Origin of the sequence: Fictibacillus sp. S7 (assembly GCF_004127935.1) — a bacterium.
In the GTDB taxonomy this organism is placed as follows: domain Bacteria; phylum Bacillota; class Bacilli; order Bacillales; family Fictibacillaceae; genus Fictibacillus_C; species Fictibacillus_C enclensis.
In genome coordinates this window covers 1,534,137-1,558,379 of sequence record NZ_QJKL01000001.1, presented here as the reverse complement: position 1 = coordinate 1,558,379, position 24,243 = coordinate 1,534,137, and the positions used below count along the sequence as shown (strand labels likewise).

Sequence of the window (24,243 nt, the reverse complement as noted above, 5' to 3'; positions counted from 1 at the left end):
AAAAAGGAGTTTTTCTAATGTCCAATACACCAAAAGCATTAACGATAGCAGGATCGGATTCTGGGGGAGGAGCGGGTATACAGGCCGACTTGAAAACTTTTCAAGAATTAGGCGCATATGGCATGTCAGTTATTACCGCTGTCACCGCACAAAATACCAAGGGTGTCCAAAATATCCATGCTATACCGGTTGAAATGGTGGTAGACCAACTGAAAAGTATTGCAGACGACCTCAGGCCAGAAGCGCTGAAGACAGGCATGCTTTTCAGTGCCGAAATTATTGAGGCGGTATCCTCACTTATTCAGGAATATAAATGGACCAACGTGGTAGTTGATCCGGTGATGATCGCGAAGGGAGGGGCAGAACTGCTTAAGAAGGATGCAATTGAAGCTCTAAAGAAACACCTTCTTCCAATCGCAGATATACTGACTCCAAACATTCCAGAAGCCGAGCAACTGACCGGAAGAAAGATTGAGGACAAACAGGGCAGAGAAGACGCAGCCAAGTTTCTGCATGGTTTGGGAGCAAAGCAAATCGTCATCAAGGGCGGTCACCTTCCCCATGAAAATGAACCAGTGGATCTGTATTATGATGGGGAACAATTGATTGAATTTGAAGGGAAACGCATTGAAACATCACAAACCCATGGAACAGGCTGTACATTTGCTGCTGCAATAACAGCCGAACTGGCTGTTGGAAAATCTCCGATTGAAGCCGTTGAAACCGCCAAAGCCTTTATACAGGAAGCCATCAGCGTACCCCTTCATCTGGGAAGCGGCCATGGACCGACCAACCACTGGGCCTACAGGAGGAAATACCAATGACAAAATTACCAAATCTTTTAAAAGATATTCGCTTGAAAAAACCGCTGATTCATCATATGACCAATCAAGTAACAATGAATTTCCTGGCTAATGGAATTCTCGCTGCAGGAGGAAGCCCAATGATGGCCCACCATTATGAAGAAGCTGAAGAAGCTGTAATGGCTGCCGATGCTCTTATATTGAATATCGGAACGGTTGAGCCGGATTTGGTGAAAGGGATGATCCTAGCCGGGAAAAAAGCCAAATCCAGTGAAATTCCGGTTGTACTTGATCCGGTCGGTGCGGGATTATCATCGTTAAGAAAAACGGCTGTTTCAGAAATTATTGATGAAGTCTCTCCAAATGTGATCTGCGGCAATGCGGCAGAGATCGCCTTTTTAAGTGGAGAACAATGGAGTGGAAAAGGCGTAGACGGGAGCCTGGCAGAGGACAGTTCGGAACTGGCCCGCTTTGCGGCCAATCAGTTGAATTGCTTGGTATCGATTACAGGCAAAGAGGATATCTTGAGTGATGGGGCAGAAACCATGGTAATAAGAGGAGGGCATGAGATGCTTTCCTATGTGACGGGGACGGGCTGCCTCTCCACCTCTTTGATCGGGTTGTTTCTAGCCAAATCGGTAACGACTGATTTGACTTCATTCGAACGGATGGCCGGAGCGCTTACTTACCTGGGTCTTTGTGCTGAACGTGCGGTTTCCGCTGCGCGCGGGCCTGGGAGTTTTCAAACGGCTTTTTTGGATGAGCTATATCTATTAAGTGCTGAAGAACTTGACGAGACAGGAAGATGGGAAACGGTTCACGGAGGGAAGAGCAATGAACAAAGCTGAGCTTCAAGATCGTATGAAGGTATATTTTATTATGGGAAGCACTAATTGTTCAGCAGATGCCGAAGAAGTTCTGGAGAAGGCGCTCATTGGTGGAGCAACAATTTTCCAATTCCGTGAAAAAGGGGAGGGTTGTCTGGAAGGAAACGACCGGATAGAACTTGCCATGGCCCTTCAACAAATATGCGGCCGATTTAACGTTCCATTTATCATTAACGATGATATTCATTTAATGAAGAAGTTGAATGCAGACGGACTGCATGTCGGACAGGAAGACGGAGATCTCGAGGAAATCCGTAACGCCGTTCCGGGAAAACTATTGGGTGTTTCGGTCCACAATCTGAATGAAGCGCGGCTTGCGCTTGAAATTGGTGCCGATTACCTCGGAGTCGGTCCGGTTTATCCGACAGGAACAAAAACGGATACAAGGCCGGTGATGGGGTATTCGGTGATTCGTGAGCTTCGGGACAATGGAATAGATGCCCCTATCGTCGGAATTGGCGGTATCAATAAGGACAACGCATCAGGAGTCGTTCAGGCAGGCGCAGATGGGGTAGCTGTAATAACGGCCATCAGTAACCATCTAAAACCTGCGGAAGCTGCTGGGGAACTTCTAAAAGCGGTAGAGAATGCCAAACAGAATAACTCTTTAAACAAAATTATCAAATAGGAAGGGCACTGTTTTCATGCGTGTTCCGTACAATAAATCGACGATGCATGAAAGAGGTGTCTCTATGAAAAAACGGAGCAAAGCCTGGTCATATGCAGAGATGGTGCTTTTACTGTTGAGCTTTTTAAGTGCACTCTGGAATGGCATTTATGTAAACAGCCCTTCCGTCCTTTTTGCCATCCTCGCTGTTGTTTTTTTGTTCAGGGCAGTGGAACGTTATTATTTTAAACTGAAAATAGAATTCTATTTTAATTCAGGCATGGTGCTGGTTTTTATTATTCTGGCGGCTCTGCCGTTCATCAATTGACAGAAGCCTTTCGCTTCTGTTTTTTTTTGTTTAAAACTTGAAAGGTTTGACAAAAATAAGCCTAACGTAATAAAATAATTTTACGTAATACATTTATTTTAAGTGAGGTGAAGCTGTGAACCAGAAGGCCCGAATAGAAGAAACGTATTTGGTCACATTGCCGGAGCAAGCTGCAGCCCTTTTGCATCCCATTCGTTCGGAGATTGTAGCTGCCTTGAAAGTCCCCGCTTCAGCCACCGAAATTGCCAAAATGCTAAACGAAACACCGCAAAAAATAAATTATCACTTGAAAGCACTTGAAAAAGTAGGGCTGGTGCAAAAGGTGGGCACAAGGAATGTCAGAAATTTGGTAGAAGTACTATATCAGGCAGTGGCAAAAACCCTGATTTTGTCTGAATCACTTGGCTTGTCACCGGAGACTTCACAAAAGTTGCAGGATCAGCATGCCCTGGCTCATGTATTATCATTGACTGAAGCAATAAAAAAAGATGCCCTGCAGCTCATGGAACAGGCAGAAAAAGCACAAATTCCAAGTGCCGTTCTTCAGGCTTCCGTCAGTTTATGCGGAGAAAAACAGCGGAATGAATTCATGAACGAATATTTCTCACTGCTTCATCAGTTAATTGAAAAATATCAATCAGGAGAAAAGGAAAACGGCGAGGAGTACCAGGTGTCTATTGCTATTTATCCAAAACCTGAAGGAGGAAAACAGGGATGAGCGACGTGAAGAAGCAGACTTCTCTTGTATGGGAAAAGAACCGGAAACAAAAACTGCGGGATGAAAAAGTGATCAACCTTCATGAAAGAAAAAATGAGCAAGAAGAGAAGAACAGGGAAGAGCTGCGAACGGAAATCATGATTGAAACAGAGGGAAAAATGCCATCAAAGGTTGTCTACATTACATCCGGATTTGGAAAAATCGCTGCTGGCAGCACGGGATCTTCGCCGTACTGCATGGCAGCGTAAGAAACGTACAGGAGGAAAAAGGTCATGAACTTAGTGCCAATGGTTGTTGAAACCACGAACAGAGGCGAACGCTCGTATGATATTTATTCAAGGCTTTTAAAAGATCGAATTGTCATTATTGGCAGCCCAATTGATGACAATGTTGCCAATTCTGTAGTCGCTCAGCTGCTATTTCTGGCAGCAGAAGATCCCGAAAAAGATATATCCATCTATATTAACTCTCCTGGGGGATCTGTTACTGCTGGTTTGGCGATTTATGACACGATGCAATTTATTAAACCAGACGTGTCAACGATATGTATCGGGATGGCGGCATCCATGGGCGCTATCCTGCTGATCGCCGGAGCAGAAGGAAAACGGTATGCGTTGCCGAATGCAGAAGTCATGATTCACCAGCCGATGGGCGGGACAGAAGGTCAGGCGGCAGACATGATTATCCACGCCAAACGAATTATTCAAACGCGGGAGATTTTAAATAAAATTATCTCCGACCGCTCAGGTCAGCCGATGGAACGGGTGGAAAAGGATACAGACAGAGACTTCTTTATGACAGCGCAGCAAGCACTGGACTACGGCATTATTAACAAAGTGATTGAAAAACTATAGGTGTAACGGAAAGAGCTCATAAGCTCTTTCTTTTTTATTTCACCCTGGCAGGTATTGCCCTATCCAAAGAGAAAAGAATAGAGCTGTCCATTAATTAATGACAAGGAGAAAGAATGTATGGTGAATCAACAAAGAAGCAAAAAGTTTGTCGTCGCGGGCCTTTTGCTGGGAATTTTGATGTCAGCCATGGATAATACCATTGTGGCTACGGCGATTGGAACGATTGTTGCGGAATTAGGGGATTTTGAGAAATTTATCTGGGTAACTTCCGCATACATGATTGCTTCTGTGGCAAGCATGCTGATTTTTGGAAAGCTGTCTGATATGTATGGCAGGAAAAAGTTTTATATTACCGGACTGGCTCTTTTTATTCTCGGATCGGTTCTTTGCGGGATCGCAGACACCATGACACAGCTGAGTCTTTACCGGGCGATTCAGGGAGTTGGAGGCGGCGCGCTGATGCCGATTGCCTTCACCATTATTTTTGATATTTTTCCTGTTGAACAGCGTGGAAAGATGACCGGGCTGTTTGGAGCGGTCTTTGGCATGTCCAGTGTTTTTGGTCCGCTTCTTGGTGCGTATTTGACAGATTATCTGGACTGGCGCTGGATTTTCTATGTGAATTTACCGCTTGGACTTCTATCCCTCTTTTTCATTATCAAGTTCTATTTTGAATCTCTGGAACACCGTGAACAGAAAATTGATTATCTTGGTGCGGTTTTGCTCGTTTCTTCGCTTGTCAGTCTGATGTTTGCCTTGGAATTTGGCGGAAAGGAGTATGCCTGGGATTCGGCGCTAATTCTTTCCCTGCTGGCCGGGTTTGCCGTTCTTTTCGTTCTGTTTATTCTGGCTGAACGCCGGGCGGCTGATCCAATTGTTTCCCTGGCCCTTTTTAAAAAGAGGCTCTTTCTCTCCAGCCAGGCGATCGCTTTCTTCTATGGTTCTGTGTTTATTTTGGCAACGATGTATATTCCTATTTATATTCAAGGTGTTTTTGGCGGGTCAGCGACGAATGCCGGTCTGATATTGATGCCCATGATGATCGGGGTGGTAGTGGGAAGCCAGACCGGAGGACGAACGGTGATCCGCTCTTCCTATCGCAAGGTCATGATGTTCTCGGGTGTTATTTTTCTGATTGGCGTTTATTTGCTCAGTACGATGGATCCGGGCACTTCAAGAATGCTGGTTACGCTGTATATGGTGCTTGCCGGAATCGGAGTGGGCTTTTCCTTTCCTGTGCTCAGCATGGCTTCGGTTCATAAGCTGGACGCCAGACAGAGAGGCTCCGCCAATTCCCAGAATGCATTTTTCCGCCTCATCGGCATGACGCTGGGCATCACGATTTTTGGAACCATTCAAAACAATTTGTTAAGTGATCGGCTGAAGGATGCCCTGCCTCAATTTGGTCAGTTTCAAAAGTCAGTGGACTCAAGGGCGTTATTGCAGCCGGAAGTGCGGAAACAAATCCCGCCTGAGGTTTTGGACAAGATGACGGATGTTTTGGCAAACTCTATTGCCGACACGTTTAGCTATTCGCTGATTTGTGTTGTTGCTGCGCTGCTGTTTATCTTTTTTATGGGGCAGGCCCGCGTCAAGGAATCGGATGAATCAATGAGTAACGGAAGAGTATCAGAGGGGTAACCTCTGATACTTTTTTACTGTTAAAAAGGAGTAAACCATGCTAATATTTTACAATATAAATAGTTTACAGAAAGAAGGAAGAAAGAATGGCTATGGCTTCCGTTAAAAAAGAAGCTTCCGCAACGGAAACGATTTACAAGGTTTTATTTGCGATTAGTTTTGTCCATTTACTGAATGATGCGATGCAATCGGTGATTCCAGCCATTTTTCCGATACTGGAACAGTCTATGAATCTGTCGTTTGCACAGCTCGGATGGATCGCGTTTACACTAAATATGACCTCATCCATTATGCAGCCCGTTGTCGGGTGGTACACCGATAAAAAAACATCACCTTTTTTGCTTCCACTGGGCATGGCTTGCAGTCTGGCTGGGATGGTGGGGATTGCTTTTTCCAGCCATTTTTCATACATACTGCTCTCCGTTGTTTTTATCGGACTTGGTTCTGCAGTATTTCACCCGGAGGGGTCACGAGTGGCCTATATGGCAGCAGGAAAACGGAGGGGGCTTGCCCAATCCATTTATCAGGTGGGAGGGAATACCGGTCAATCGCTGGCACCGGTTATGACCGCGCTGGTTTTTGTACCGTTTGGCCAATTTGGCGCCATCTGGTTTACGTTGGTAGCTGCTTTGGCGATCGCAGTGCTCATTTTTGTGTCTGGCTGGTACCGTTCAAGGCTGGTTGCTTTTCCGCGTGTTGCCAACAAAAACAGAAAGAAGGCGGCGAACCCCAAACGAAAGAATCAAATTACGTTTGCTGTGTGCCTTCTTGTTTTTCTTGTCTTCGCACGTTCCTGGTATGTATCGGGTATTTCTAATTTTTACCAGTTCTATTTGATTAAAAACTATCATCTGTCCATTTCTCATGCGCAGTATTACATCTTCGTCTTTTTGGCTGCAGGTGTGGCCGGTACTTTTTTTGGAGGTCCCCTTGCCGACCGTTTCGGAAAACGAAACATGATTTTCTGGTCCATGCTCGGTTCCGCACCTCTTGCCATGCTGCTTCCGCATGTCAGTCTGCTCTGGGTTTATCCGATCTTTTTGCTGCTTGGTTTTATCATCATGTCCAGTTTTTCAGTGACCGTCGTTTACGCCCAAGAGCTCCTTCCTGGCCGTATCGGAATGGTCTCTGGTCTTATTGTTGGGCTGGCTTTTGGGATGGGAGCTTTGGGCTCTGTGATTTTGGGGAATTTAGCGGATTTGTACAGCGTACGTTTTATTATGTTGCTGGTGAGTTTCTTGCCATTTGCAGGAGTATTGACCTTTCTCTTGCCAAACGATCAAACGGTCAAGGCATGGGAGATGGAACAAATCAGGTAACACGAGAAGAGCCGGCGCCATAGGCGCCGGCTCTTCACGTTTATCGTTTTCCTTCTGGAGGATTAAGGTTCTTTTCGGAAGAAGAGGTACTTTTCGTTTCTTCCTTGTTCCGTTCTTCTATGCTTTCATCTTTTATGTCTTCAAGAGGGAGATCGTCGGTTGGCATGACGAGCTGATCACGTTCCAGCTGTTTCTTCTGGCTTTTTTCAAAAGCTTCATTTCTATCATTCCGGTCCAGTAATTTATCTTGCTTTTTATCATTATCCATATGAAATCTCTCCTTTTTTTGTATGTACTGTAGTAATAGCCTTTCCGTGATTTTTAAAACCTTTTTTATTTTAGTAATTGACAAAAACGCAATGTCCATTAAAATATAGGTAAACGTTTACATCAGTTGTTCTTAGGAAATTACGTAAACGTTTACCCTTTTGAAAGAACAGGATTTCTACATAAATCAAAGGAGTGTAACCAATGAAGGTAACCATTTGGAACGAGAACCGCCATGAAAAAAAGAATCCGGCAGTACGCGAGGTGTACCCGGATGGAATTCATGGAGCTATTCAGCAATTTTTAGAAAATGAAGGAATTCAGACAGGAACCGCTACATTGGATGAAGAAGAGCATGGCTTGAGCCAGGAAGTGCTGGACAATACCGATGTTCTTATCTGGTGGGGCCATATCGCCCATGATGAAGTATCGGATGAAGTAGTGGAGCGGGTCCGGCAAAGGGTGCTGAATGGCATGGGACTGGTTGTCCTTCACTCAGGGCATTTCTCTAAAATTTTCAAAAAATTAATGGGCACGTCATGTGACCTCAAATGGCGCGAAGCAGATGAAAAGGAACGCCTTTGGGTCGTTGATCCATCTCATCCGATTGCAGCCAATATCGGACAATATATCGAACTGCCAAAAGAAGAGATGTACGGAGAACATTTTGACATTCCAACTCCGGATGAACTCGTATTTGTCAGCTGGTTTGAAGGTGGGGAAGTATTCCGCAGCGGCTGCACATACAAGCGCGGCCAAGGTAAAATCTTTTATTTCCGCCCGGGGCATGAAACCTATCCGACCTATCATAAAAAAGAAATTCAGCAGGTTATTGTCAATGCCGTTCAGTGGGCAAAGCCTGCAGCGAGTGAAAAGCCAGTCTACGGAAATGCCAAGCCGCTTGAAGCTATTGGCTCAAAGTAATTTAAACAAGGAGTGAACCAAGAAATGATTAAAGTAGGAATTATTGGATGTGGCAGTATTGCCCAGCACCGACACTTGCCAGAGTACCAGCAAAACCAAGAGACAGAAATCGCCGCTGTATGCGATATCAATCAGCTCCGCGCTGATCAAATCGCTAAAGAATATGGAGCAAAAGCCTATTATTCCTATGAGGAACTCTTAAAGGACCCGGAAATTGAAGCGGTCAGCGTATGCACTCCCAATTACCTGCATGCACCAATTACCATTGCTGCCCTGAACAGCGGCAAGCATGTATTATGTGAAAAGCCGATGGCCACCTCTCTTGAAGAAGCAGAACAGATGATTATGGCCAGTGAAAAAAACGGCAAGAAATTAATGATTGCCCACAACCAGCGCTTTGTTCGCTCACATGAAAAGGCGCGTGAAATTCTTGAAAAAGGAGAGCTTGGTAAGATATACAGCTTCAGAACCGCGTTCGGCCATCCGGGACCAGAAACATGGAGTGCCGATGGGACAAACAGCTGGTTCTTTAAAAAAGAACAAGCCTTTATTGGAGCGATGGGGGATCTTGGCGTTCATAAAACGGATTTGCTTCGCTTCCTTTTAGGAGAAGAAATCGAGGAAGTCGCTGCTTTTGTGGAAACGTCTTCAAAAGAAAACGCTACGGTGGATGATACGGCCGTTTGTGTATTAAAAACGGAAAGCGGAATCATTGGCACACTTGCCGCAAGCTGGTCCTATGTTGCCAAAGAAGATAATTCTACAATCATTTACGGTGAAAAAGGGATTCTACGCATGGAAGAAAGTCCTGAATATTCATTGGTTGCACAGTACAAGGATGGTTCTGTAGTTAATTACTCACTGGGTCAAATTCAGACGAACGACTCCGGAGGACAAATTGATTCCAGGGTCATCGCTAAATTTGCAGAATGTATTTTAAATGATGAGGAGCCAGCTGTTTCCGGAGAAGAAGGTAAACGCTCACTTGCGGTAATTATTGCCGCATTAAAAGCCAGCGAAACGAAAAAGAATGTGAGCCTTGCCAACGGAGTACTTGCATGAATATGCTGAAAATCGGTTTTATCGGAGTCGGCGGGATTGCAGAATCGAGGCATATCCCAGCTGTGCGCAAATTGGCCGAGAAAGCAGTCATAACGGGTGTAAGTGATGTTAATCATCACCGTGCCCAACAGATCGCAGAAACGTATAATATTCCGGGAGTTTATGAGAATTATCATGATCTTCTGGAAAACGTGGATGCTGTATTTATTTCAACGCCGAATAAATTTCACGCAGAAATCTCGGTGGCAGCGCTAAAAGCAGGAGTGCATGTTTTTTGTGAAAAGCCGATGGCACTCTCCACCAAGGAATGTGATGAGATGATAAAAGCTGCCAAGGAGTCCGGTAAAGTGCTGTCTATTGGCTATCATTACCGCTTCATGAAAAATGCCCAGGCAGCTAAGAAAGTTATGTTGGAAGGCGAAATTGGCGAGCCGCTCGTCATCAGGGCACAGGGCTTGAGGCGTCGAAAAGTTCCCGGCTGGGGTGTTTTTACCAACAAAGAACTGCAGGGCGGCGGCAGCTTAATCGATTATGGGTGCCATCTTCTGGATTTGGCACTCTGGCTGATGGGGGATTCAGTGCCGGTGGAAGTGATGGGTTCCCAATACAATCTGCTGAGCCGTACTCCTGACCAAGTGAACTTGTGGGGAGATTTCGACCATAGCACCTTCGAGGTGGATGATCATGTAACAGGCTATGTCCGGTTTGAAAATGGAGCTTCTTTGTTATTGGAAACCTCCTGGTCGGCCAACATCAAAGAGGACCTGGAGAATGTGAGCATTTCCGGTGAAAAAGGCGGTCTTGATGTTTTTCCTTTTCACTTGAATCAGGCCAAACATGGGCTATTGCTGAATTCGGAAGCCGCTTTTATCCCGGGAGATGATAATCCTGGAAATCCGCAGGCGGAAAACTTTGTGGAATGCTGCCTCGGGCTGGCAGAGCAGGTAGTAAAGCCAGAAGAAGCAAGAAGAGTGTCAATGCTGATTGAAGCCATTTATGAAAGTAGTTTAATTGGAAGCAGTGTGAAATTAAATGAGCGAAAGGAAGTGGAGAGTCGATGAAGTTAGGTGTATTTACGGTATTGTTTTCTGAAATGTCCCTTGAACAAATGCTCGATCATGTGAAAAAAGAGGGAGTAAAAGCGGTTGAAATCGGAACGGGGAATTACCCGGGAAACGCTCACTGCAATTTGGACGAACTGTTAGACAGTGAAGAAAAAAGAAAAGGTTTCCTTCACCAGATAGAGTCAAGGGATTTGATGATCAGCGCATTGAGCTGCCATGGAAATCCTCTTTCTCCAGATCAGGAGTTTGCCCGTGTTTCTCATGAGACTTTTGTTAAAACAGTAGATTTGGCCAGTATGCTCGGAATTCCGGTTGTCAACTGCTTTTCTGGTGTGCCTGGGGACCATGAAGAAGCTAAGTACCCTAACTGGCCGGTTACCCCTTGGCCAAACGAATATGGTGATATCCTGAAATGGCAGTGGGAAGAAAAATTAATTCCTTATTGGCGGGAATGGGGACAATATGCGAAAGACAAGAACGTGAAAATTGGACTGGAATTGCATGGCGGATTTCTGGTACATACCCCGTATACCCTATTGAAATTGCGTGAAGAAACCTGTGATGCCATTGGTGCCAATCTTGACCCAAGCCATTTATGGTGGCAGGGAATTGATCCTGTGGCAGCGATTAAAATTCTTGGCAAAGCAGATGCGATCCACCACTTCCATGCCAAGGATACGTATATTGATCAGGATAACGTGAACATGTATGGATTGACGGATATGCAGCCATATGGGGAAGTCAGATCCCGGGCCTGGAGCTTCCGTTCTGTTGGCTGCGGCCATAGCGTCCAGGAATGGTCCGACATGATCAGCGCATTACGAACCTATGGCTACGATTATGTGGTCAGCATTGAGCATGAGGACCCGCTCATGAGCATCAATGAAGGGTTTGCCCGTGCCGTGAAGAATCTGAATGATGTAATGATTGAAGAGACTCCTGCAGAAATGTGGTGGGTGTAAAATAAAAGAAACGAGCCTTAGGGGCTCGTTTCTTTTATTCGCCAAGAGTGGGTTTGGATGCTTCAGGAGAAGGGGGAAGCCCAGGCTCTGATTCAACAGTAGGCGTATTATCATTTTTCTTGTTTTTCATGGAGCTTACTTTTTCTTTTGCCTGTGATGTTACCTGGTTTGCTTTATCCTTTACTGATTCCATCATATTTGATGCTTTCTCTTTGCCGGCCATTGTTCCCAATTGCGTTTGAAGTTTGGCTTCATCTTTCATTTGCATGGTTTTTTCTTTCAGATTCGAAGCTTGGCTGGATATGCCGACTCGCATCTCTTTGCCGGATTTTGGTGTTAATAAAAGAGCAGTTGCGGCTCCGACCAAGCCCCCAACAAGAACACCTGTGGTAAATCCGGATTTTTCTTTGCTGTTATTAGTTGTAGTTGTGTATTCTTTGTTCATTGTCGAACTCCTCCTTTTCATAGTTTTTCTATACCCTGCCTTAAATAATGATAAACCTTTAGCCTGACAAGAAAAAGGACCATATGCCTCTCGCTTATTGCGGGGCATATGGTCCTCATCTCTTTATTTCAGCTCAGGGAGCATGCGGATTTCCAGAGTCATTTTTGACTTGCAAATCGGGCAATCAGGTGTTTCTTTCAGCGAGTAATCAGCTCTCATCCAGCATGTGCACTCTTCATTTTCACATGCCCAAACTTTAGTTTCTACATCAGGAACTGGTTCGATCGGGTTCTTGGAAAAAAAGGCCATGGGTATCCCCCTTAAGTGTAATACTTACATTATACTCCTTTTTGGCGAATTTTATGAGTAAAATAACTTTCAAACTTTCGGAGCTGCTGTTATCGTTTCATAGATTTGGGCCATTTCGTCTGTTTTTGCACGTAAATAATCCACTAATTCAGAAGGGCTGACCACATAGGCATCAGCTCCGAACGCCCATATCCACTCTGCATAAAGGGGGAGAGCCTCCCGTGGAATAATGGTTTGAATTTGTCCTGAGCGTTTGGAGGATAATTTGGTGTTTCTGCATAAAACAGGGTGATTCAACGCTTTGTTTGCTCCGTTATTATTAAGCGTCACATGCAGGTTGAGATTCTTTTCAGGAGAAACAAGCACATTCCATTGACTGACGGGGAGAGCTGAATATTCGTTTACATGGTGGCATTCATTTTCGATTACTGCAGTCTTTATGTTTTTTAGATTCAACAGTTGAACCGTTTTTTCAGCAGGGTTATAACAGGGAGAATACCAGTTGTGCCCATTCTCAATAACTCCAATCGGTTGAAGGATGCTAATTCTGAGATCTCCTAACCATTCGTACTCAACATTGATTATGCGCTGTTCCATGGCCGCCTGGAAGAACAACGGCAAATGAACTGGAACCTGGTCAGAAAGTGGCCTATTGCCTTGCCACTTTTTTTCAATGTTGCTCAATTGTTTTATGCCGTCATCTGACAAATAATTCATCAGCTTTTCTCTAGCGGAATGGGCATCCTTGGCATAAGGGAAAGAATCACTCTCTCCAAGCCATTGAAGGGCAAATAAAAAAGACAGGGCTTCCGATTCGGAGAATCCGATTGGGGGAAGTATTTTCTCTCGCATCAGCGTGTAGCCGCCATGCGGACCATATTCAGATAGGATGGGGAGGCCCCGATCCATTAAATGCAGCAGGTCGCGTTGGATGGTCCTTGCAGAGACCTTAAATTCATCAGCCAGTTCCTTCAATGTAAACTGCTTTTTTTGGTTAATAAATAATAATAGCTGTTCTAGCCTTTTTGCCTTTGCCATTGCTTCGTCCTTTATTCTGAAAGTAGTTGTTCTAGTATTTATATCGTTCAGGACTTCAATTGTTTTACATTACTTTTATATTACTTTCCAGCAATGTGTACAAAAAAAGCACGGAAGTATACGTGTGATACACCGTGCATAAATTTCCTTTGAATTAACGTTTCGTATTGCTTTTTTTTGCCCGGTTTTCAAGTTCGGTTTTCGGGTCTTGAGCGAATTCAGCATCCTCACTTGTTCCTTGTGGCGTTACTCCTGTTGCTGCCCGCCCTTTTCCGCTGCTTTTCTTTGTCATACGATCACCTCCCTTTCTTAGCGTGGCCAACCACAAAGGAATCATTCGTTAAATTCTTCAGGTTAAAGGTTATCCTTTTGTGGAATAACTAGTGGAATAGGAAAGCCAAAGAATACAGAGGAAGTGATGTAAATGGAAATCGGTCTAGTTGGTTTGGGAAAAATGGGTTTTAATATTGCCCAAAATATGCTTGATCACGATTTTAAAGTGATCGCTTATGATACGAATAAGGAAACCGTTGATAAAATATCTTCTCATGGTGCTACCGGAGCCCATTCTCTTGAAGATTTGACTAAAAGCTTCACCGGCCGCAGAGCCATCATTCTGCTTGTTCCTGCGGGACCTGTTGTTGACAGTGTTCTCGGAGAGATTGTTCCTTATCTTGATTCAGGAGATATCATTGTTGATGCAGGTAATTCAAAATACAAGGATACACTGAGAAGGTATGAGGAATTGAAGGAAAAAGGAATTCACCTGGTGGATTGCGGAACGAGCGGCGGTACGGAAGGTGCACGTCACGGAGTTTGTGTTATGGTTGGTGGAGATGACGAAGCCGTGGAGTATATCGCCCCCCTTTACGAAAAAATTTCCATCGAAAACGGATTTATGAAAACCGGGAAAGCGGGAAGCGGTCACTTTTTGAAAATGGTCCATAACGGAATTGAATATGGCATGATGCAGGCGATTGCTGAAGGGTTTGAAATCCTGGATAAAAGTGACTTTGACTATGATTATGAAGCAGTTGCGAAAGTATGGAATAATGGCTCGGTTATTCGTTCCTGGCTCATGGAGCTTATGGAGAATGCATTTTCCAAGCAGCCGAAGCTGGAAGATATCCGGGGTGTCATGCATTCGTCAGGGGAAGGCATATGGACCATTGAAGCTGCGCTTGATTTTCAGGCAACAGCTCCTGTTATTGCATTATCCCAATTTATGAGGTTCCGATCACTTGAGGACGATACATTCCATGGGAAAGTAGTAGCAGCACTTCGTAATGAATTTGGCGGGCATGCTGTCGTGAAAAAGTAAATCATTGAAAACCTTTGCTTTATTGCAAAGGTTTTTTTTATATAATGTTATATAGGAGTGTGATATATAAGCATGATAGCAGAGAAATTTGTAAGAGAATCGAGAACGGTCAAATCAAGTGTGGTGCTGCCCCCGGACACCAATAATCATGGCACATTATTCGGGGGCAAATTAATGGCCTATATTGACGATGTGGCCGCAATATCTGCCATCCGGCATGCAAGATGCAATGTGGTTACCGCATCAACGGATTCTGTGGATTTTCTACTTCCCATCAGGGTAGGGAATTCCGTATGTCTGGAATCCTTTGTCACGTGGACACATAAAACCTCAATGGAAGTATTTGTGAAGATTATTTCTGAAAACCTGTTTACAGGAGAACGAAAAGTGTGTGCCGTTTCTTTTTTAACCTTTGTAGCGCTTGGGGAAGACGGTAAACCGGCGCCTGTTCCACGGGCTGTGCCGGAATCCGCAGAAGAAAAATGGCTTCATCAGGGAGCCGGCGAACGAGCGGTTAACCGAAGGAAGAGAAGAGAGAACAGTAAAAGGCTTGCCGAGGAATTTGGCACTCAAAAACCATGGGAGCAATAAAAATATTTTTTCGAAGAAAGTCTTTTCTTTTTTAATTGGAGTTCATCGTGTTATAATGAAATTACCTTTTTCCAGCCAGGGATACAAGAACCCTGGCTATTTTTGTGCACAAAAAAGAGCGGGAGCTTGTCCCACTCTTACTTAGGAGAGTAAAGATTAACGACGGAATCCGCCACCAAGTTGTTGTTCAGCCATTTGTACAAGACGCTTAGTGATCTCACCACCAACAGATCCGTTAGCGCGAGAAGTAGTGTCTGCACCTAGTTGTACACCAAATTCAGAAGCGATTTCATACTTCATTTGGTCAAGAGCTTGTTGAGCTCCATTCACCAATAATTCGTTAGAGTTGTTGTTTCGTGCCATATGTATCACCTCCTTGTACTACTAGTTTGTATTACTACTTTGAAAATATGCATGGAACTTTAAAAATTTTTCAGTCACATTTTATAAAGATTTTCGTATAGTATGTTATCCCCCTATACTTTATCAGGCGCCGTGATGACCTCCCACACGGCGCTTTATTTCTGTTGATTCTTTGACACTCGCTCCAGGTGCTATCTTTTTAGTCTTTAAGGAGTTATACTTGTATCAAAAGGGGGTGAGTCCGATCGAACCGATTCTTGAACTAATGTGTGAAATGGATGTTATGCTGATCTCATTGGGCCTGACGCTGGCGCTGCTGGGTATCAGCAGGCACCTGATCATGCAGTGTCCTGATACTATAAAGCGAAGCAGCCAGTTAAGAATTTCAGAGACAGCCTGCACGCACAAACTTCAAAATACACCAAGCACTGTTCAAAACTTTTGTTTCATGAGAAACCGGATTGCTCTTCGGAAATACCGAAAAGAAGCACCGGATGATAATGACAGCCATTCCTTCTTATTCTTTTTCATAGATGGACAAACAACAAGGAGGAAATGGAATGAAACAAAAGAAACAACGATCAGGACTCTCACACGGATTAAAATTTTTAATTGCTATTTTGGGAATATGGGTGCTTGCCGGCTGTAGCCGAGCACCGGTTAATGCACAAAGTCACGGCGTTTGGAGCCATTATTTTGTCTATCCGTTCTCTGAAGTGATACAGTTTGTAGCTACTTTTTTTAACGGGAATTATGGACTGGCTATCATTTTCTTGACCATTATCATTCGCTGTCTGTTATTGCCATTCACCATTTCGCAGACAAAAAACCAGCAAAAAATGAAAGAGCTTCAGCCGGAAATGAAGCGCATCCGGGAAAAATACAAGGGAAAAGACAAAGAAACCCAAGTGAAAATGCAGCAGGAAGTTATGGCATTGTATCAAAAGCATGGCGTAAACCCCGTTTCAATGGGATGTATGCCGCTGTTAATCCAGATGCCGATCCTTTTAGCTTTTTACTATGCGATCATTCGTACAAAAGAGATTGCAGCACATAATTTCCTTTGGTTTAATCTTGGGACACCTGATCCCACACACATCCTGCCAATTATTGCAGCCATTACAACTTTTATTCAATACAAAATCATCAACAGACAGCTCGAGCAGGTCAATCCGCAAATACAGATGATGGGCTATATTATGCCGATGATCATCGTATTCTCGGCATGGAAGTTATCTGCTGTATTGCCGCTGTACTGGATTGTGGGTAACATTTTCATGACAGTCCAGAGCATTGTGTTGAACCGTAAACGCAAAAATATGCAGACTGCAGCGAATCCAAATTCCTAATATGTATGAACCCTTCGAGGATCGGAGGGTTTTTCTTTTTGGATTCAAGGAGTTGACAGACGGCGTGTAAAAATTCATCATATAGGAAGAGAAATAAGGAGTGGTAGAGATGAGAGATAAAATGGTGTTCTTTGATATTGACGGAACATTGATTGACGAAACTACCGGAATGATTCCGGATTCTACAAAAGAAGCTCTTCATAAATTAAGGCAAAATGGCGTTCATACAGGAATTGCAACCGGAAGGGCTCCTTTTATGTTTGAACATCTGTTGAAAGAATTGGAAATGGATTCGTTTATCAGTTTTAATGGTTCGTATGTTGTTTTTGAAGGTGAAGTGATTTATAAAACTAACCTGGATGTTGAACGGTTGAAGCAGCTTGAGAAGCTTGCTGTGGAAGCAGGGCATCCTCTCGTTTTCCTCGATCATACCAGTGCGACAACGAATCTTGAGTATGCAGAAGTCGTTTATGAAAGTACGAAACATCTTCTGCCGGAGTATCCTCAGTTTGATCAAACCTACTATCATAGCAATGATGTTTATCAGGCTCTGTTGTTCTGTGATGAAGATTTTGAGCAGCCCTATCGCACCGGATACAAAGGGACGTTTGATTTTATCCGCTGGCATCAGCATGCAATTGATGTAATGCCATATGGAGGATCTAAAGCGAAAGGAATTGAAGAACTCCTGAAGCGCACCACCATTCATAGAGAAAACACCTTTTCCTTTGGTGATGCGTTAAATGACATCGAAATGCTTCAATCATCGGGAATGGGAATTGCCATGGGCAACGGAAGATCGGAAGCTAAACGTGCAGCGAACTATGTAACTAAACCGGTTGGGGAAGACGGAATCTGGCATGGCTTAAAATATGCTGGTTTAATCTAAGGTAAGGGGCGGGTGTGCTTTTTGAGTATATCCGCTTTTCAAATATAAACTGGGGGCCAAAGCATAACATTGGCTTTTTTCTTTTTTATTACATATAGTGTACTATTATATAGAAAAGAGTGATTTAGGATGAATGGAACAGGTCTTGTCCTCGAAGGCGGAGGAATGAGAGGCGTTTATACGGCGGGAGTCCTGGATTTTTTTATGGACAAGGAACTTTATTTCCCTTATATCATTGGTGTTTCTGCCGGTGCTTGCAATGCCACTTCCTATCTCTCCAGGCAAAGGGGAAGAAACCGGGTAGTGAACATTGATTTTGTTCGCCATCCGCAATATATTTCCTATAAAAACTGGTTGCTCAGGGGCAAAGGTCTTTTTGGGATGGATCTCATTTTTGATGAAATTCCGAATATCCATGTACCGTTTGATTTTAAAAGATTTAAAGAGGCGAAAGAACGTTTTGTGATCGGAACGACAGACAGTGAAACAGGAGAGCCAGTATATTTTGAAAAGGCCGACCATGAAAAGGAAATACTTACGGTCCTGCGGGCTTCGGCTTCTCTGCCTTTTATGGCTCCTGTTATTGAATATCAGGGAAATAAATTGTTTGATGGCGGTGTAGCTGATCCGGTTCCCATTCTGAAAGCGAGAAAAGATGGAAACCTGAGCAATGTCATTGTGTTGACCCAAAACGAAGGATACCGAAAAAGTAAAACCAGGATGGAATGGCTGGCTAAGAGAATCTACAGCAGGCATCCTGGAATGGCTGAGGTACTGCTGAAACGTTATGAACATTATAATGAGACGATGGAATACATTGAAGATCTTGAGAAGAAAAATGAGGTATTTGTCATTCGGCCAAAAGAAAAAATGGAGGTTGGCAGAGCCGAGCGGAATCCGGTAAAATTAAATGCCCTTTATGAGCGTGGAGTTGAGGATGCCATGAACATGTACGATCAGCTTGAAGAATGGCTCTCCGAAAAAACAATCTCTAAATTATCATAAAAAGAAAGAAAGCACCGCTTGCCCGAGCGGTGCTTTTTTTAATAAAAGTATTGTATAACTTCTTCAATTTCGGGCTCTTTCATCTGAATGTCCTTTGGGGTACCCCATTGGGAGATCTCCTGCAACAGAGCCGGAGATGTGATTTTTGAACGATCATACAAAATGGTTAATTCGGAGTCGATCTGCTCTATTTTTTCAACTCCGATTATGTTCTTCGGGTTTACGCGCTCATCAAAAAGGACTTTTAGAATGCTTGGCAGTCCAATATGGTTTTTCAGCTGTTCCAAAGAACCATCCAGTACGGTTTTTCCCTGATTAATCACTATTACTCGGCTGCATAACTGTTCAATATCATCCATATCATGTGTGGTCAGAATAATGGTTTTTTGATGAGACCTGTTCATTTCTTTCAGGAATTCCCGGATGTTTTTCTTGGCTACTACATCCAGGCCAATGGTCGGTTCATCCAAAAAGAGGACGGATGGATTGTGAATCATGGCTGCTGCGAGATCAGCGCGCATCCGCTGGCCAAGAGACAGCTTTCTGACAGGAGTTTCAAGAAACCTGCCGATTTCAAGGATGTCATCATACTTCTTCAAAAAGAGCCGGTAATCTTGTTCACTAATCCTGTACATCGCTTTCAGGATTTCAAACGAATCTTTAACGGGGAGATCCCACCATAGCTGAGTTCGCTGTCCAAAAACGATTCCGATGTTCCGGGCAAGCTGTTTCCGTTCCTTTTGTGGGTTGATGCCTAGAACAGTAGCTGTTCCTGAACTGGGATGAAGAATTCCTGACAGCATCTTAATCGTTGTGGATTTGCCTGCACCGTTAGGACCGATGTAGCCTACAAATTCCCCCTCATTTATTTTAAATGAAATGGCATCCACCGCATGTTTGATCTCATACTTTGCGGAAAATAAAGAACGCATACTGTTCAGGATTCCGCGTTTTGACGGGTACATCTTGAAGCTTTTTGTAAGCTGGTTAGCTTCAATCATTTAAGATCTCCTCCTTTTATGTTCCGGTACTATGATAAAAACGGATTCCAAAGTTCCAAAAAGCCAATGCCAAATAAAAAAATAATAATGCCACAAGAACGGGCAGGAGCAGATAATAGATGTTTCCACTTTTGTTCAGTAAAAACAGCATAGGAACATAATTGATAAAAGCCACAGGGATGACAGTGAAAAAAATAAATTTCAGCCAACCGGGATAAATGTTCATTGGATAATTAGCGGCATAAAAGGGGGCGTACAAGGTGAACGTTTGAAAATCCTTAATCCGCTGGGTCCAAAATGCAATGGTTGCCGTCACTAAAGCGAGCGAAAACGAGATCACCCAACCGCATACCAGGATGACGGGAAGATAAATGAGCAGTAGCGTGATGGAATGTGTGTGGCTGACGTGGTACAGCGAAAGAGCTATGATGATCATTCCTTGCAGGGCCCCTCCAATTCTTGAAAGGTCGAGGTTCTTTGAAAGCAACAGCACAAGAGGGGATACCGGCCGGATCAGCAAACTATCAAATTCCCCTTCAATCATATACTTTTCAAACTCATGAATTTCAGGAGCGACGGTTCGGTACAGGGAAAGCGAGACAGAAGAAATGCCGTAAAGAATGCCGACTTCATACAGATTCCAACCCTTGACTTCATTGAAACGGTTTAATATAGCAGCGAGCATCAAAAAATCAATCATCATAACAATTCCGTAGGAGACCATGGAAAAAACAAAGTTCATCTTGTACTGCATCCGGGAGCGGATGCTCGCACTCACAAGTTTTATGTATAGCTTCAATTTCATCCCCCCTGGATTTCGACTTTTTGCCGTGCGGCAGCGGTTATCCAATGATTTGCGAAAAAAAGAACAAGCAGCCATCCCGCTTGCAAAAGCAGTACCGAATGATCCGCTTTTTCCAGGAAAATAAGAACCGGGTAATATACGACACCGGCAAAAGGGAGCCACTTTGCCAGCTGGGACAGAAATTCAGGCAGAAACGTAAGCGGAACCATTTGTCCTCCAAGAGAGAACATTAAGGTGAGAATAATAAAATGAGCCCATGATATTTCTGTGGTCCAGCAAGAGCTGATGCCAATCAAATAAAAGATATTCAGTGAAATGCCGATGGCGAGAAGAAGGGAAAGCAGGCTGTAACCAAACGTGGTCCAGTGGGAGGGTACATAAAAACCAACTGTCATTGAGAAAATCAGTCCAATGGGGAGGCTTCTGAATAAGGCATTGTAGGCGATTCTTCCAGCCTCCTGGGATACAACATAAAAATAATAGCTGACCGGCCGTGCAAGTTCAATTGATATGGCGCCGTTCCGGACACCGAGCTGGATTCCCAGTCCTGCAGTCAGAAAGACAGTCATCCACAAGATGCATTGACTGGCACCCATATAATATGTCATGTCCAATATGCTGTACGGGCTTTTTTGCTCTTTGCCCGTCAGGACACCGGTCCAAATGGCAATATACACGAAGCCAAAGATCGCCGATGCAGCATTGTTGATCAAGTGTGAAAGACGATATTGCATATTGCAGGCAAAACTTTTTCGAAAAAGATGCCAATAAACCATCCGCTGCCTCCTTTATCATGTTTTTTGCGAACAGGGTTATTAATATAGCAAATTATATGAATCGAAGCAATAGGCTGAATATTACGTTGAACGGATATTTTTTAGAAAGAAATTCCTATGAAAAACTTGGAATTCCTATTAATATTTAGTAATCTATGAGTGGAAGGTTCTGTAATATTATTGTAAAAATATCCTGGGAGGACAGATCGATGGAGACACAAACCAAAAAGAAAAAGAATCATCTCCCTTTTCGGCTTAATATCTTATTCATTGCAGTTTTTTTACTTTTTTCCATCTTGATTCTTCGTCTAGGCGTACTTCAGATTGTTAATGGTGAGGAAAAGAGGCAGGAATCCGAAGCCATTAAAAAGGAGGAAGCAAAGAAAGAGGCGCCCCGCGGGAAAATATTGGACAGGTATCAGCGTGTTGTTGTGGATAACAAGCCCTATTTCACACTGACTTATACCAAAACGAGCAGCACGAAGCCCGAGGATACTTATTGGGTAGCGAAATGGCTCTCACAGCACATAAAGGTCGACAGCAAAAAAATTCCGGAACGGGATAAAAAGGACTTTTTTATCGTAAAGAACGGGGTTGCAGAACTGCTGAAGGAAAGGCTCACTGTGGCTGAAATCAAAAAATTAAACAATGAAAAAGAGTACAAGCTGCTGGTTGAGCGGATCACCAAGGAGGATTTACATACACTTACCAAAAAAGATCTGGAAATACTTGCGATCAAACGGGAAATGGACGCCGGGTATGCCTATTCTGCTTCTCCGGTAAAGAAGAACCTGACCGATCGGGAAATTTCCATCATTTCCGAGAATCTGAATCAGCTGCCGGGCATTGATATCATGCCGGATGCCGACAGGACCTATCCGTTTGGAGATTCGCTGAAAACGATTTTTGGACGCGTGAAACAAATGCCCAAAGAGCAGCAGGAATATTTCGGTGCCATGAATTATGACCTGACAGACCAGGTTGGTGTCAGCGGTCTTGAAGCACAGTATCAGGAGACCCTGAGGGGAACGAAAGAAAGAAGTATCTTTCTTACCAACCCCAAAACAGGAAAAACGCTGGGTGAACCCAAAGTCATCCCAGGCAAACGCGGAAAAGATCTGGTGCTGACCATCGATATGGATCTGCAGGAAAAGATGGAAAAAATTCTGGAAGAAGAAATAAGGAAAGGCAGGGCTGACCGCGGAAATGAAATGATGAGGTCTGCCTACATCGTTATGATGAACCCGAAAACGGGAGAAGTCTATTCCATTGCCGGGAAAAAGATGGACAAGAATGGATCATTTGTGAATGATTCTTATGGTGCTTTGTTCGATGCCTATGAAATGGGTTCAGCTGTCAAGGGTGCAACCGTGTTGACGGGACTTCACAAAGGGGTGATTCATCCTGGGGAATACATCTATGACGCTCCTTTGAAATTTGGATCATTGACGAAAAAGTCGCATGCGAATATGGGCAGCATCAATGATTTGACCGCTTTGAAGCGATCATCCAATGTCTATATGTACAATATTGTCATGCGCCTCGGTAAATTCAGTTACAGTTCAAAAAGCTTTTATGGAGACAACCGTTATCTTGGGTTTGACGTGATGCGCTATTATTTCAGCCAGTTCGGTCTGGGAGTCAAAACGGGTATTGACTTTCCAAACGAATCTACAGGATATAACGGCGGCTACACCGACCAGCTCGGTAATATGATAGATATGGGAATTGGTCAGTTTGATACGTATACCCCCATCCAGATGGTGCAATATGTGTCCACGATTGCGAATGGCGGATACCGCGTACAGCCAAGACTTGTTAAGGAGATTCGTGAGCCTCAAACGGAAAATCATCTGGAAGGTAAGCTCGTCAAACGCTTTGAACCGAACGTCCTGAATGAATTGGATATGGATAAAAGCTATATCGAACGGGTGCAGGAAGGATTCTGGGAGGTTTACCATTCGCCCGGCGGGACTGCGACAACGTACTTTGGTAATAATCCGAAGTACCATAATCCTGCGGGTAAAACAGGTACGGCACAGGTGAAGAAATATGACAGCAACGGGAATTTTATCGCTGATAAGGATAATTTGACGCTCGTCGGCTATGCGCCTTTCGATGATCCGGAAATTGCCTATGCAATCATTGTTCCTGACGCCTCTCCCTATAGCGGTACACAGGCAGTCAATAAGCACATTGGCCAGCGCGCCCTCGAAACCTACTGGGGGCTCAAAGAAAAAACAAAGAACACGGAAGAAAATAACGATTAACAACAAAAAGAAGCACTGGGCAATCGCTCAGTGCTTTAAAAATGGGTTTTGGGTTATTGGAAAAAGATTTGCGTTAATCGTAGTTCATCAATGCACAAGGAAAAGAAATGCATCTTTTCCTTGTTCGTTTGTTAGCAGAACGCACATGCACAGCCAATGATGATAAGAAGTACGAACAGTACCACGATCAAGGCGAAACCACTGCCACCTGCAACGAATCCCATAGTATTTACCTCCTTTTTTATAAACTCCAACATTTCCCTTACAGTATATGGAGTCTTGTCATTTATGTATGGACAAATGCGGATAAGCATCAAAAAAGGGCGCTAAAAACAGATCAGGAATTCCATGGATTTGTTTTTAAAAAATAGACTCTTGTACTGTTTCACATAGCCCGGCCGCATCATATGTTATGGATGTAGATCATTAAATAAATATCTCGAAAGAGGAGGTAACAAAATGTCATTTGGACACGGATGTGGAAATGGATTCGCTCTTCTTGTGGTGTTGTTCATTTTGTTAATAATCATAGGTTGTGCATGCTCGTTTTGCTAAGCCCTAATCAGGCATAAGTCCGATAAGACCACTCAGATTACTGGATCTGAGTGGTCTTTTTTTTGGATTTACTGTACAGTATATAAGGTA

31 protein-coding genes are annotated in these 24,243 nt (G+C 43.8%); 21 read left to right on the top strand and 10 right to left on the bottom strand.

The window, feature by feature from the left end; translation table 11 throughout:
- The first annotated feature begins 17 nt into the window (after nucleotides 1–17).
- The 9 genes from thiD (at nucleotide 18) to DMO16_RS07880 (ending at nucleotide 7,157) form a co-directional block, all read left to right on the top strand.
- Entirely contained in the window at nucleotides 18–824 is an 807-nt protein-coding gene (thiD, locus tag DMO16_RS07920) for a bifunctional hydroxymethylpyrimidine kinase/phosphomethylpyrimidine kinase (protein ID WP_129476535.1), read from the top strand.
- Nucleotides 821–1,651, top strand: coding sequence for a hydroxyethylthiazole kinase (gene thiM / locus DMO16_RS07915; protein ID WP_129476532.1), 831 nt, complete (start codon nucleotides 821–823; stop codon nucleotides 1,649–1,651). The genes thiD and thiM overlap by 4 nt, the downstream gene beginning before the upstream one ends.
- Entirely contained in the window at nucleotides 1,638–2,318 is a 681-nt protein-coding gene (gene thiE / locus DMO16_RS07910; RefSeq protein ID WP_129476529.1) for a thiamine phosphate synthase, read from the top strand. Before thiM ends, thiE begins: the two co-directional genes overlap by 14 nt.
- A gap of 64 nt (nucleotides 2,319–2,382) precedes the next feature.
- Complete coding sequence (locus tag DMO16_RS07905; protein ID WP_061968706.1) at nucleotides 2,383–2,625, top strand: hypothetical protein; 243 nt, start codon at nucleotides 2,383–2,385, stop codon at nucleotides 2,623–2,625.
- A 115-nt stretch (nucleotides 2,626–2,740) separates the two neighbouring features.
- Nucleotides 2,741–3,343, top strand: coding sequence for an ArsR/SmtB family transcription factor (locus DMO16_RS07900; protein ID WP_241840488.1), 603 nt, complete (start codon nucleotides 2,741–2,743; stop codon nucleotides 3,341–3,343).
- The gene (locus DMO16_RS07895; protein WP_061968708.1) at nucleotides 3,340–3,591 is read left to right on the top strand and encodes a hypothetical protein; all 252 of its coding nucleotides are present in this window, start codon (nucleotides 3,340–3,342) and stop codon (nucleotides 3,589–3,591) included. The genes DMO16_RS07900 and DMO16_RS07895 overlap by 4 nt, the downstream gene beginning before the upstream one ends.
- Before the next feature lie 24 nt (nucleotides 3,592–3,615).
- Nucleotides 3,616–4,197: an ATP-dependent Clp endopeptidase proteolytic subunit ClpP gene (clpP, locus tag DMO16_RS07890; protein ID WP_061968710.1), complete on the top strand. Its 582-nt coding sequence runs from the start codon at nucleotides 3,616–3,618 to the stop codon at nucleotides 4,195–4,197.
- Between the two features lie 117 nt (nucleotides 4,198–4,314).
- Nucleotides 4,315–5,838, top strand: coding sequence for an MDR family MFS transporter (locus DMO16_RS07885; RefSeq protein WP_129476526.1), 1,524 nt, complete (start codon nucleotides 4,315–4,317; stop codon nucleotides 5,836–5,838).
- A 92-nt stretch (nucleotides 5,839–5,930) separates the two neighbouring features.
- Nucleotides 5,931–7,157, top strand: a complete 1,227-nt coding sequence (locus DMO16_RS07880) for an MFS transporter (RefSeq protein WP_129480334.1) — start codon at nucleotides 5,931–5,933, stop codon at nucleotides 7,155–7,157.
- A 40-nt stretch (nucleotides 7,158–7,197) separates the two neighbouring features.
- Here DMO16_RS07880 and DMO16_RS07875 read toward each other — a convergent pair whose 3' ends face one another.
- Nucleotides 7,198–7,425, bottom strand: a complete 228-nt coding sequence (locus DMO16_RS07875; protein ID WP_061968715.1) for a hypothetical protein — start codon at nucleotides 7,423–7,425, stop codon at nucleotides 7,198–7,200.
- Nucleotides 7,426–7,628: 203 nt separating this feature from the next.
- Between DMO16_RS07875 and DMO16_RS07870 the strand changes: the two genes are divergently transcribed.
- From DMO16_RS07870 to DMO16_RS07855, 4 genes are read left to right on the top strand one after another with little or no spacing between them, the layout of a single operon-like run.
- A complete protein-coding gene (locus DMO16_RS07870; RefSeq protein WP_061968718.1) occupies nucleotides 7,629–8,348 on the top strand; it encodes a ThuA domain-containing protein in 720 nt (239 codons plus the stop codon).
- Between the two features lie 24 nt (nucleotides 8,349–8,372).
- Nucleotides 8,373–9,410 carry a Gfo/Idh/MocA family protein gene (locus DMO16_RS07865; RefSeq protein ID WP_061968720.1) on the top strand — a complete coding sequence of 346 codons (1,038 nt, stop codon included), beginning with the start codon at nucleotides 8,373–8,375 and terminating at the stop codon, nucleotides 9,408–9,410.
- Nucleotides 9,407–10,471, top strand: a complete 1,065-nt coding sequence (locus DMO16_RS07860) for a Gfo/Idh/MocA family protein (protein WP_061968722.1) — start codon at nucleotides 9,407–9,409, stop codon at nucleotides 10,469–10,471. The genes DMO16_RS07865 and DMO16_RS07860 overlap by 4 nt, the downstream gene beginning before the upstream one ends.
- On the top strand, nucleotides 10,468–11,436 hold the full coding sequence (locus DMO16_RS07855) for a sugar phosphate isomerase/epimerase family protein (RefSeq protein WP_129476523.1): 969 nt from the start codon (nucleotides 10,468–10,470) through the stop codon (nucleotides 11,434–11,436). The genes DMO16_RS07860 and DMO16_RS07855 overlap by 4 nt, the downstream gene beginning before the upstream one ends.
- Nucleotides 11,437–11,470: 34 nt before the next feature.
- Here the strand turns inward: DMO16_RS07855 and DMO16_RS07850 are convergent, their stop codons facing one another.
- The 4 genes from DMO16_RS07850 to sspL form a co-directional block, all read right to left on the bottom strand.
- Nucleotides 11,471–11,989, bottom strand: a complete 519-nt coding sequence (locus DMO16_RS07850) for a YtxH domain-containing protein (protein WP_129476521.1) — start codon at nucleotides 11,987–11,989, stop codon at nucleotides 11,471–11,473.
- Nucleotides 11,990–12,004: 15 nt separating this feature from the next.
- A complete protein-coding gene (locus tag DMO16_RS07845; protein ID WP_061968729.1) occupies nucleotides 12,005–12,190 on the bottom strand; it encodes a cold-inducible protein YdjO-related protein in 186 nt (61 codons plus the stop codon).
- Between the two features lie 69 nt (nucleotides 12,191–12,259).
- Nucleotides 12,260–13,228 (bottom strand): helix-turn-helix transcriptional regulator, encoded by a 969-nt coding sequence (locus tag DMO16_RS07840; protein WP_129476518.1) that lies wholly within the window; start codon nucleotides 13,226–13,228, stop codon nucleotides 12,260–12,262.
- 154 nt (nucleotides 13,229–13,382) lie between these two features.
- Nucleotides 13,383–13,520 carry a small, acid-soluble spore protein L gene (gene sspL / locus DMO16_RS07835; RefSeq protein ID WP_061968733.1) on the bottom strand — a complete coding sequence of 46 codons (138 nt, stop codon included), beginning with the start codon at nucleotides 13,518–13,520 and terminating at the stop codon, nucleotides 13,383–13,385.
- A 132-nt stretch (nucleotides 13,521–13,652) separates the two neighbouring features.
- On the opposite strand from sspL, the gene gnd reads away from it, so the two are divergent.
- Together gnd and DMO16_RS07825 are read left to right on the top strand one after the other, a co-directional pair.
- Nucleotides 13,653–14,549 carry a phosphogluconate dehydrogenase (NAD(+)-dependent, decarboxylating) gene (gene gnd / locus DMO16_RS07830; protein WP_061968736.1) on the top strand — a complete coding sequence of 299 codons (897 nt, stop codon included), beginning with the start codon at nucleotides 13,653–13,655 and terminating at the stop codon, nucleotides 14,547–14,549.
- A 72-nt stretch (nucleotides 14,550–14,621) separates the two neighbouring features.
- A complete protein-coding gene (locus tag DMO16_RS07825) occupies nucleotides 14,622–15,140 on the top strand; it encodes an acyl-CoA thioesterase (RefSeq protein ID WP_061968738.1) in 519 nt (172 codons plus the stop codon).
- A gap of 156 nt (nucleotides 15,141–15,296) precedes the next feature.
- Here the strand turns inward: DMO16_RS07825 and DMO16_RS07820 are convergent, their stop codons facing one another.
- Nucleotides 15,297–15,503 carry an alpha/beta-type small acid-soluble spore protein gene (locus tag DMO16_RS07820; RefSeq protein WP_061968741.1) on the bottom strand — a complete coding sequence of 69 codons (207 nt, stop codon included), beginning with the start codon at nucleotides 15,501–15,503 and terminating at the stop codon, nucleotides 15,297–15,299.
- 220 nt (nucleotides 15,504–15,723) lie between these two features.
- Here DMO16_RS07820 and DMO16_RS24175 point away from each other — a divergent pair, with 220 nt between their 5' ends.
- The 4 genes from DMO16_RS24175 to DMO16_RS07805 all read left to right on the top strand — a co-directional run bounded on the left by DMO16_RS24175 (nucleotide 15,724) and on the right by DMO16_RS07805 (nucleotide 18,746).
- Nucleotides 15,724–16,152, top strand: a complete 429-nt coding sequence (locus tag DMO16_RS24175; protein ID WP_164988880.1) for a hypothetical protein — start codon at nucleotides 15,724–15,726, stop codon at nucleotides 16,150–16,152.
- Nucleotides 16,064–16,852 (top strand): membrane protein insertase YidC, encoded by a 789-nt coding sequence (gene yidC, locus DMO16_RS07815; protein ID WP_061968743.1) that lies wholly within the window; start codon nucleotides 16,064–16,066, stop codon nucleotides 16,850–16,852. Before DMO16_RS24175 ends, yidC begins: the two co-directional genes overlap by 89 nt.
- A gap of 109 nt (nucleotides 16,853–16,961) precedes the next feature.
- Nucleotides 16,962–17,741: a Cof-type HAD-IIB family hydrolase gene (locus DMO16_RS07810; protein WP_129476515.1), complete on the top strand. Its 780-nt coding sequence runs from the start codon at nucleotides 16,962–16,964 to the stop codon at nucleotides 17,739–17,741.
- A 129-nt stretch (nucleotides 17,742–17,870) separates the two neighbouring features.
- Nucleotides 17,871–18,746 carry a patatin-like phospholipase family protein gene (locus tag DMO16_RS07805; RefSeq protein WP_129476513.1) on the top strand — a complete coding sequence of 292 codons (876 nt, stop codon included), beginning with the start codon at nucleotides 17,871–17,873 and terminating at the stop codon, nucleotides 18,744–18,746.
- 38 nt (nucleotides 18,747–18,784) lie between these two features.
- On the opposite strand, the gene DMO16_RS07800 is transcribed toward DMO16_RS07805, so the two are convergent.
- From DMO16_RS07800 to DMO16_RS07790, 3 genes are read right to left on the bottom strand one after another with little or no spacing between them, the layout of a single operon-like run.
- Entirely contained in the window at nucleotides 18,785–19,747 is a 963-nt protein-coding gene (locus DMO16_RS07800) for an ABC transporter ATP-binding protein (protein ID WP_061968751.1), read from the bottom strand.
- A 16-nt stretch (nucleotides 19,748–19,763) separates the two neighbouring features.
- On the bottom strand, nucleotides 19,764–20,552 hold the full coding sequence (locus DMO16_RS07795; protein ID WP_061968753.1) for an ABC transporter permease: 789 nt from the start codon (nucleotides 20,550–20,552) through the stop codon (nucleotides 19,764–19,766).
- Nucleotides 20,549–21,328 carry an ABC transporter permease gene (locus DMO16_RS07790; protein ID WP_061968755.1) on the bottom strand — a complete coding sequence of 260 codons (780 nt, stop codon included), beginning with the start codon at nucleotides 21,326–21,328 and terminating at the stop codon, nucleotides 20,549–20,551. Before DMO16_RS07790 ends, DMO16_RS07795 begins: the two co-directional genes overlap by 4 nt.
- Nucleotides 21,329–21,537: 209 nt before the next feature.
- Here DMO16_RS07790 and DMO16_RS07785 point away from each other — a divergent pair, with 209 nt between their 5' ends.
- Nucleotides 21,538–23,598 (top strand): peptidoglycan D,D-transpeptidase FtsI family protein, encoded by a 2,061-nt coding sequence (locus DMO16_RS07785; protein WP_061968758.1) that lies wholly within the window; start codon nucleotides 21,538–21,540, stop codon nucleotides 23,596–23,598.
- Nucleotides 23,599–23,729: 131 nt separating this feature from the next.
- On the opposite strand, the gene DMO16_RS07780 is transcribed toward DMO16_RS07785, so the two are convergent.
- Nucleotides 23,730–23,822, bottom strand: a complete 93-nt coding sequence (locus DMO16_RS07780) for a YjcZ family sporulation protein (protein WP_074440456.1) — start codon at nucleotides 23,820–23,822, stop codon at nucleotides 23,730–23,732.
- A 235-nt stretch (nucleotides 23,823–24,057) separates the two neighbouring features.
- Between DMO16_RS07780 and DMO16_RS07775 the strand changes: the two genes are divergently transcribed.
- Nucleotides 24,058–24,153: a YjcZ family sporulation protein gene (locus DMO16_RS07775; RefSeq protein ID WP_074440457.1), complete on the top strand. Its 96-nt coding sequence runs from the start codon at nucleotides 24,058–24,060 to the stop codon at nucleotides 24,151–24,153.
- Nucleotides 24,154–24,243: the final 90 nt, after the last annotated feature.

Bases quoted from the DNA above. Each gene is read 5' to 3' on its own strand.
- sspL (WP_061968733.1), bottom strand. From the start codon at position 13,520: ATGACAAAGAAAAGCAGCGGAAAAGGGCGGGCAGCAACAGGAGTAACG.
- DMO16_RS07850 (WP_129476521.1), bottom strand. From the start codon at position 11,989: ATGCCCCGCAATAAGCGAGAGGCATATGGTCCTTTTTCTTGTCAGGCT.
- DMO16_RS07840 (WP_129476518.1), bottom strand. From the start codon at position 13,228: ATGGCAAAGGCAAAAAGGCTAGAACAGCTATTATTATTTATTAACCAA.
- DMO16_RS07820 (WP_061968741.1), bottom strand. From the start codon at position 15,503: ATGGCACGAAACAACAACTCTAACGAATTATTGGTGAATGGAGCTCAA.
- DMO16_RS07855 (WP_129476523.1), top strand. From the start codon at position 10,468: ATGAAGTTAGGTGTATTTACGGTATTGTTTTCTGAAATGTCCCTTGAA.
- DMO16_RS07795 (WP_061968753.1), bottom strand. From the start codon at position 20,552: ATGAAATTGAAGCTATACATAAAACTTGTGAGTGCGAGCATCCGCTCC.
- yidC (WP_061968743.1), top strand. From the start codon at position 16,064: ATGAAACAAAAGAAACAACGATCAGGACTCTCACACGGATTAAAATTT.
- DMO16_RS07885 (WP_129476526.1), top strand. From the start codon at position 4,315: ATGGTGAATCAACAAAGAAGCAAAAAGTTTGTCGTCGCGGGCCTTTTG.
- DMO16_RS07790 (WP_061968755.1), bottom strand. From the start codon at position 21,328: ATGGTTTATTGGCATCTTTTTCGAAAAAGTTTTGCCTGCAATATGCAA.
- DMO16_RS07780 (WP_074440456.1), bottom strand. From the start codon at position 23,822: ATGGGATTCGTTGCAGGTGGCAGTGGTTTCGCCTTGATCGTGGTACTG.
- DMO16_RS07805 (WP_129476513.1), top strand. From the start codon at position 17,871: ATGAATGGAACAGGTCTTGTCCTCGAAGGCGGAGGAATGAGAGGCGTT.
- DMO16_RS07880 (WP_129480334.1), top strand. From the start codon at position 5,931: ATGGCTTCCGTTAAAAAAGAAGCTTCCGCAACGGAAACGATTTACAAG.
- DMO16_RS07870 (WP_061968718.1), top strand. From the start codon at position 7,629: ATGAAGGTAACCATTTGGAACGAGAACCGCCATGAAAAAAAGAATCCG.
- DMO16_RS07785 (WP_061968758.1), top strand. From the start codon at position 21,538: ATGGAGACACAAACCAAAAAGAAAAAGAATCATCTCCCTTTTCGGCTT.
- DMO16_RS07775 (WP_074440457.1), top strand. From the start codon at position 24,058: ATGTCATTTGGACACGGATGTGGAAATGGATTCGCTCTTCTTGTGGTG.
- DMO16_RS07895 (WP_061968708.1), top strand. From the start codon at position 3,340: ATGAGCGACGTGAAGAAGCAGACTTCTCTTGTATGGGAAAAGAACCGG.
- DMO16_RS07865 (WP_061968720.1), top strand. From the start codon at position 8,373: ATGATTAAAGTAGGAATTATTGGATGTGGCAGTATTGCCCAGCACCGA.
- DMO16_RS07810 (WP_129476515.1), top strand. From the start codon at position 16,962: ATGAGAGATAAAATGGTGTTCTTTGATATTGACGGAACATTGATTGAC.
- DMO16_RS07845 (WP_061968729.1), bottom strand. From the start codon at position 12,190: ATGGCCTTTTTTTCCAAGAACCCGATCGAACCAGTTCCTGATGTAGAA.
- DMO16_RS07800 (WP_061968751.1), bottom strand. From the start codon at position 19,747: ATGATTGAAGCTAACCAGCTTACAAAAAGCTTCAAGATGTACCCGTCA.
- thiD (WP_129476535.1), top strand. From the start codon at position 18: ATGTCCAATACACCAAAAGCATTAACGATAGCAGGATCGGATTCTGGG.
- clpP (WP_061968710.1), top strand. From the start codon at position 3,616: ATGAACTTAGTGCCAATGGTTGTTGAAACCACGAACAGAGGCGAACGC.
- gnd (WP_061968736.1), top strand. From the start codon at position 13,653: ATGGAAATCGGTCTAGTTGGTTTGGGAAAAATGGGTTTTAATATTGCC.
- thiM (WP_129476532.1), top strand. From the start codon at position 821: ATGACAAAATTACCAAATCTTTTAAAAGATATTCGCTTGAAAAAACCG.
- DMO16_RS07860 (WP_061968722.1), top strand. From the start codon at position 9,407: ATGAATATGCTGAAAATCGGTTTTATCGGAGTCGGCGGGATTGCAGAA.
- thiE (WP_129476529.1), top strand. From the start codon at position 1,638: ATGAACAAAGCTGAGCTTCAAGATCGTATGAAGGTATATTTTATTATG.
- DMO16_RS07825 (WP_061968738.1), top strand. From the start codon at position 14,622: ATGATAGCAGAGAAATTTGTAAGAGAATCGAGAACGGTCAAATCAAGT.
- DMO16_RS07875 (WP_061968715.1), bottom strand. From the start codon at position 7,425: ATGGATAATGATAAAAAGCAAGATAAATTACTGGACCGGAATGATAGA.
- DMO16_RS07905 (WP_061968706.1), top strand. From the start codon at position 2,383: ATGAAAAAACGGAGCAAAGCCTGGTCATATGCAGAGATGGTGCTTTTA.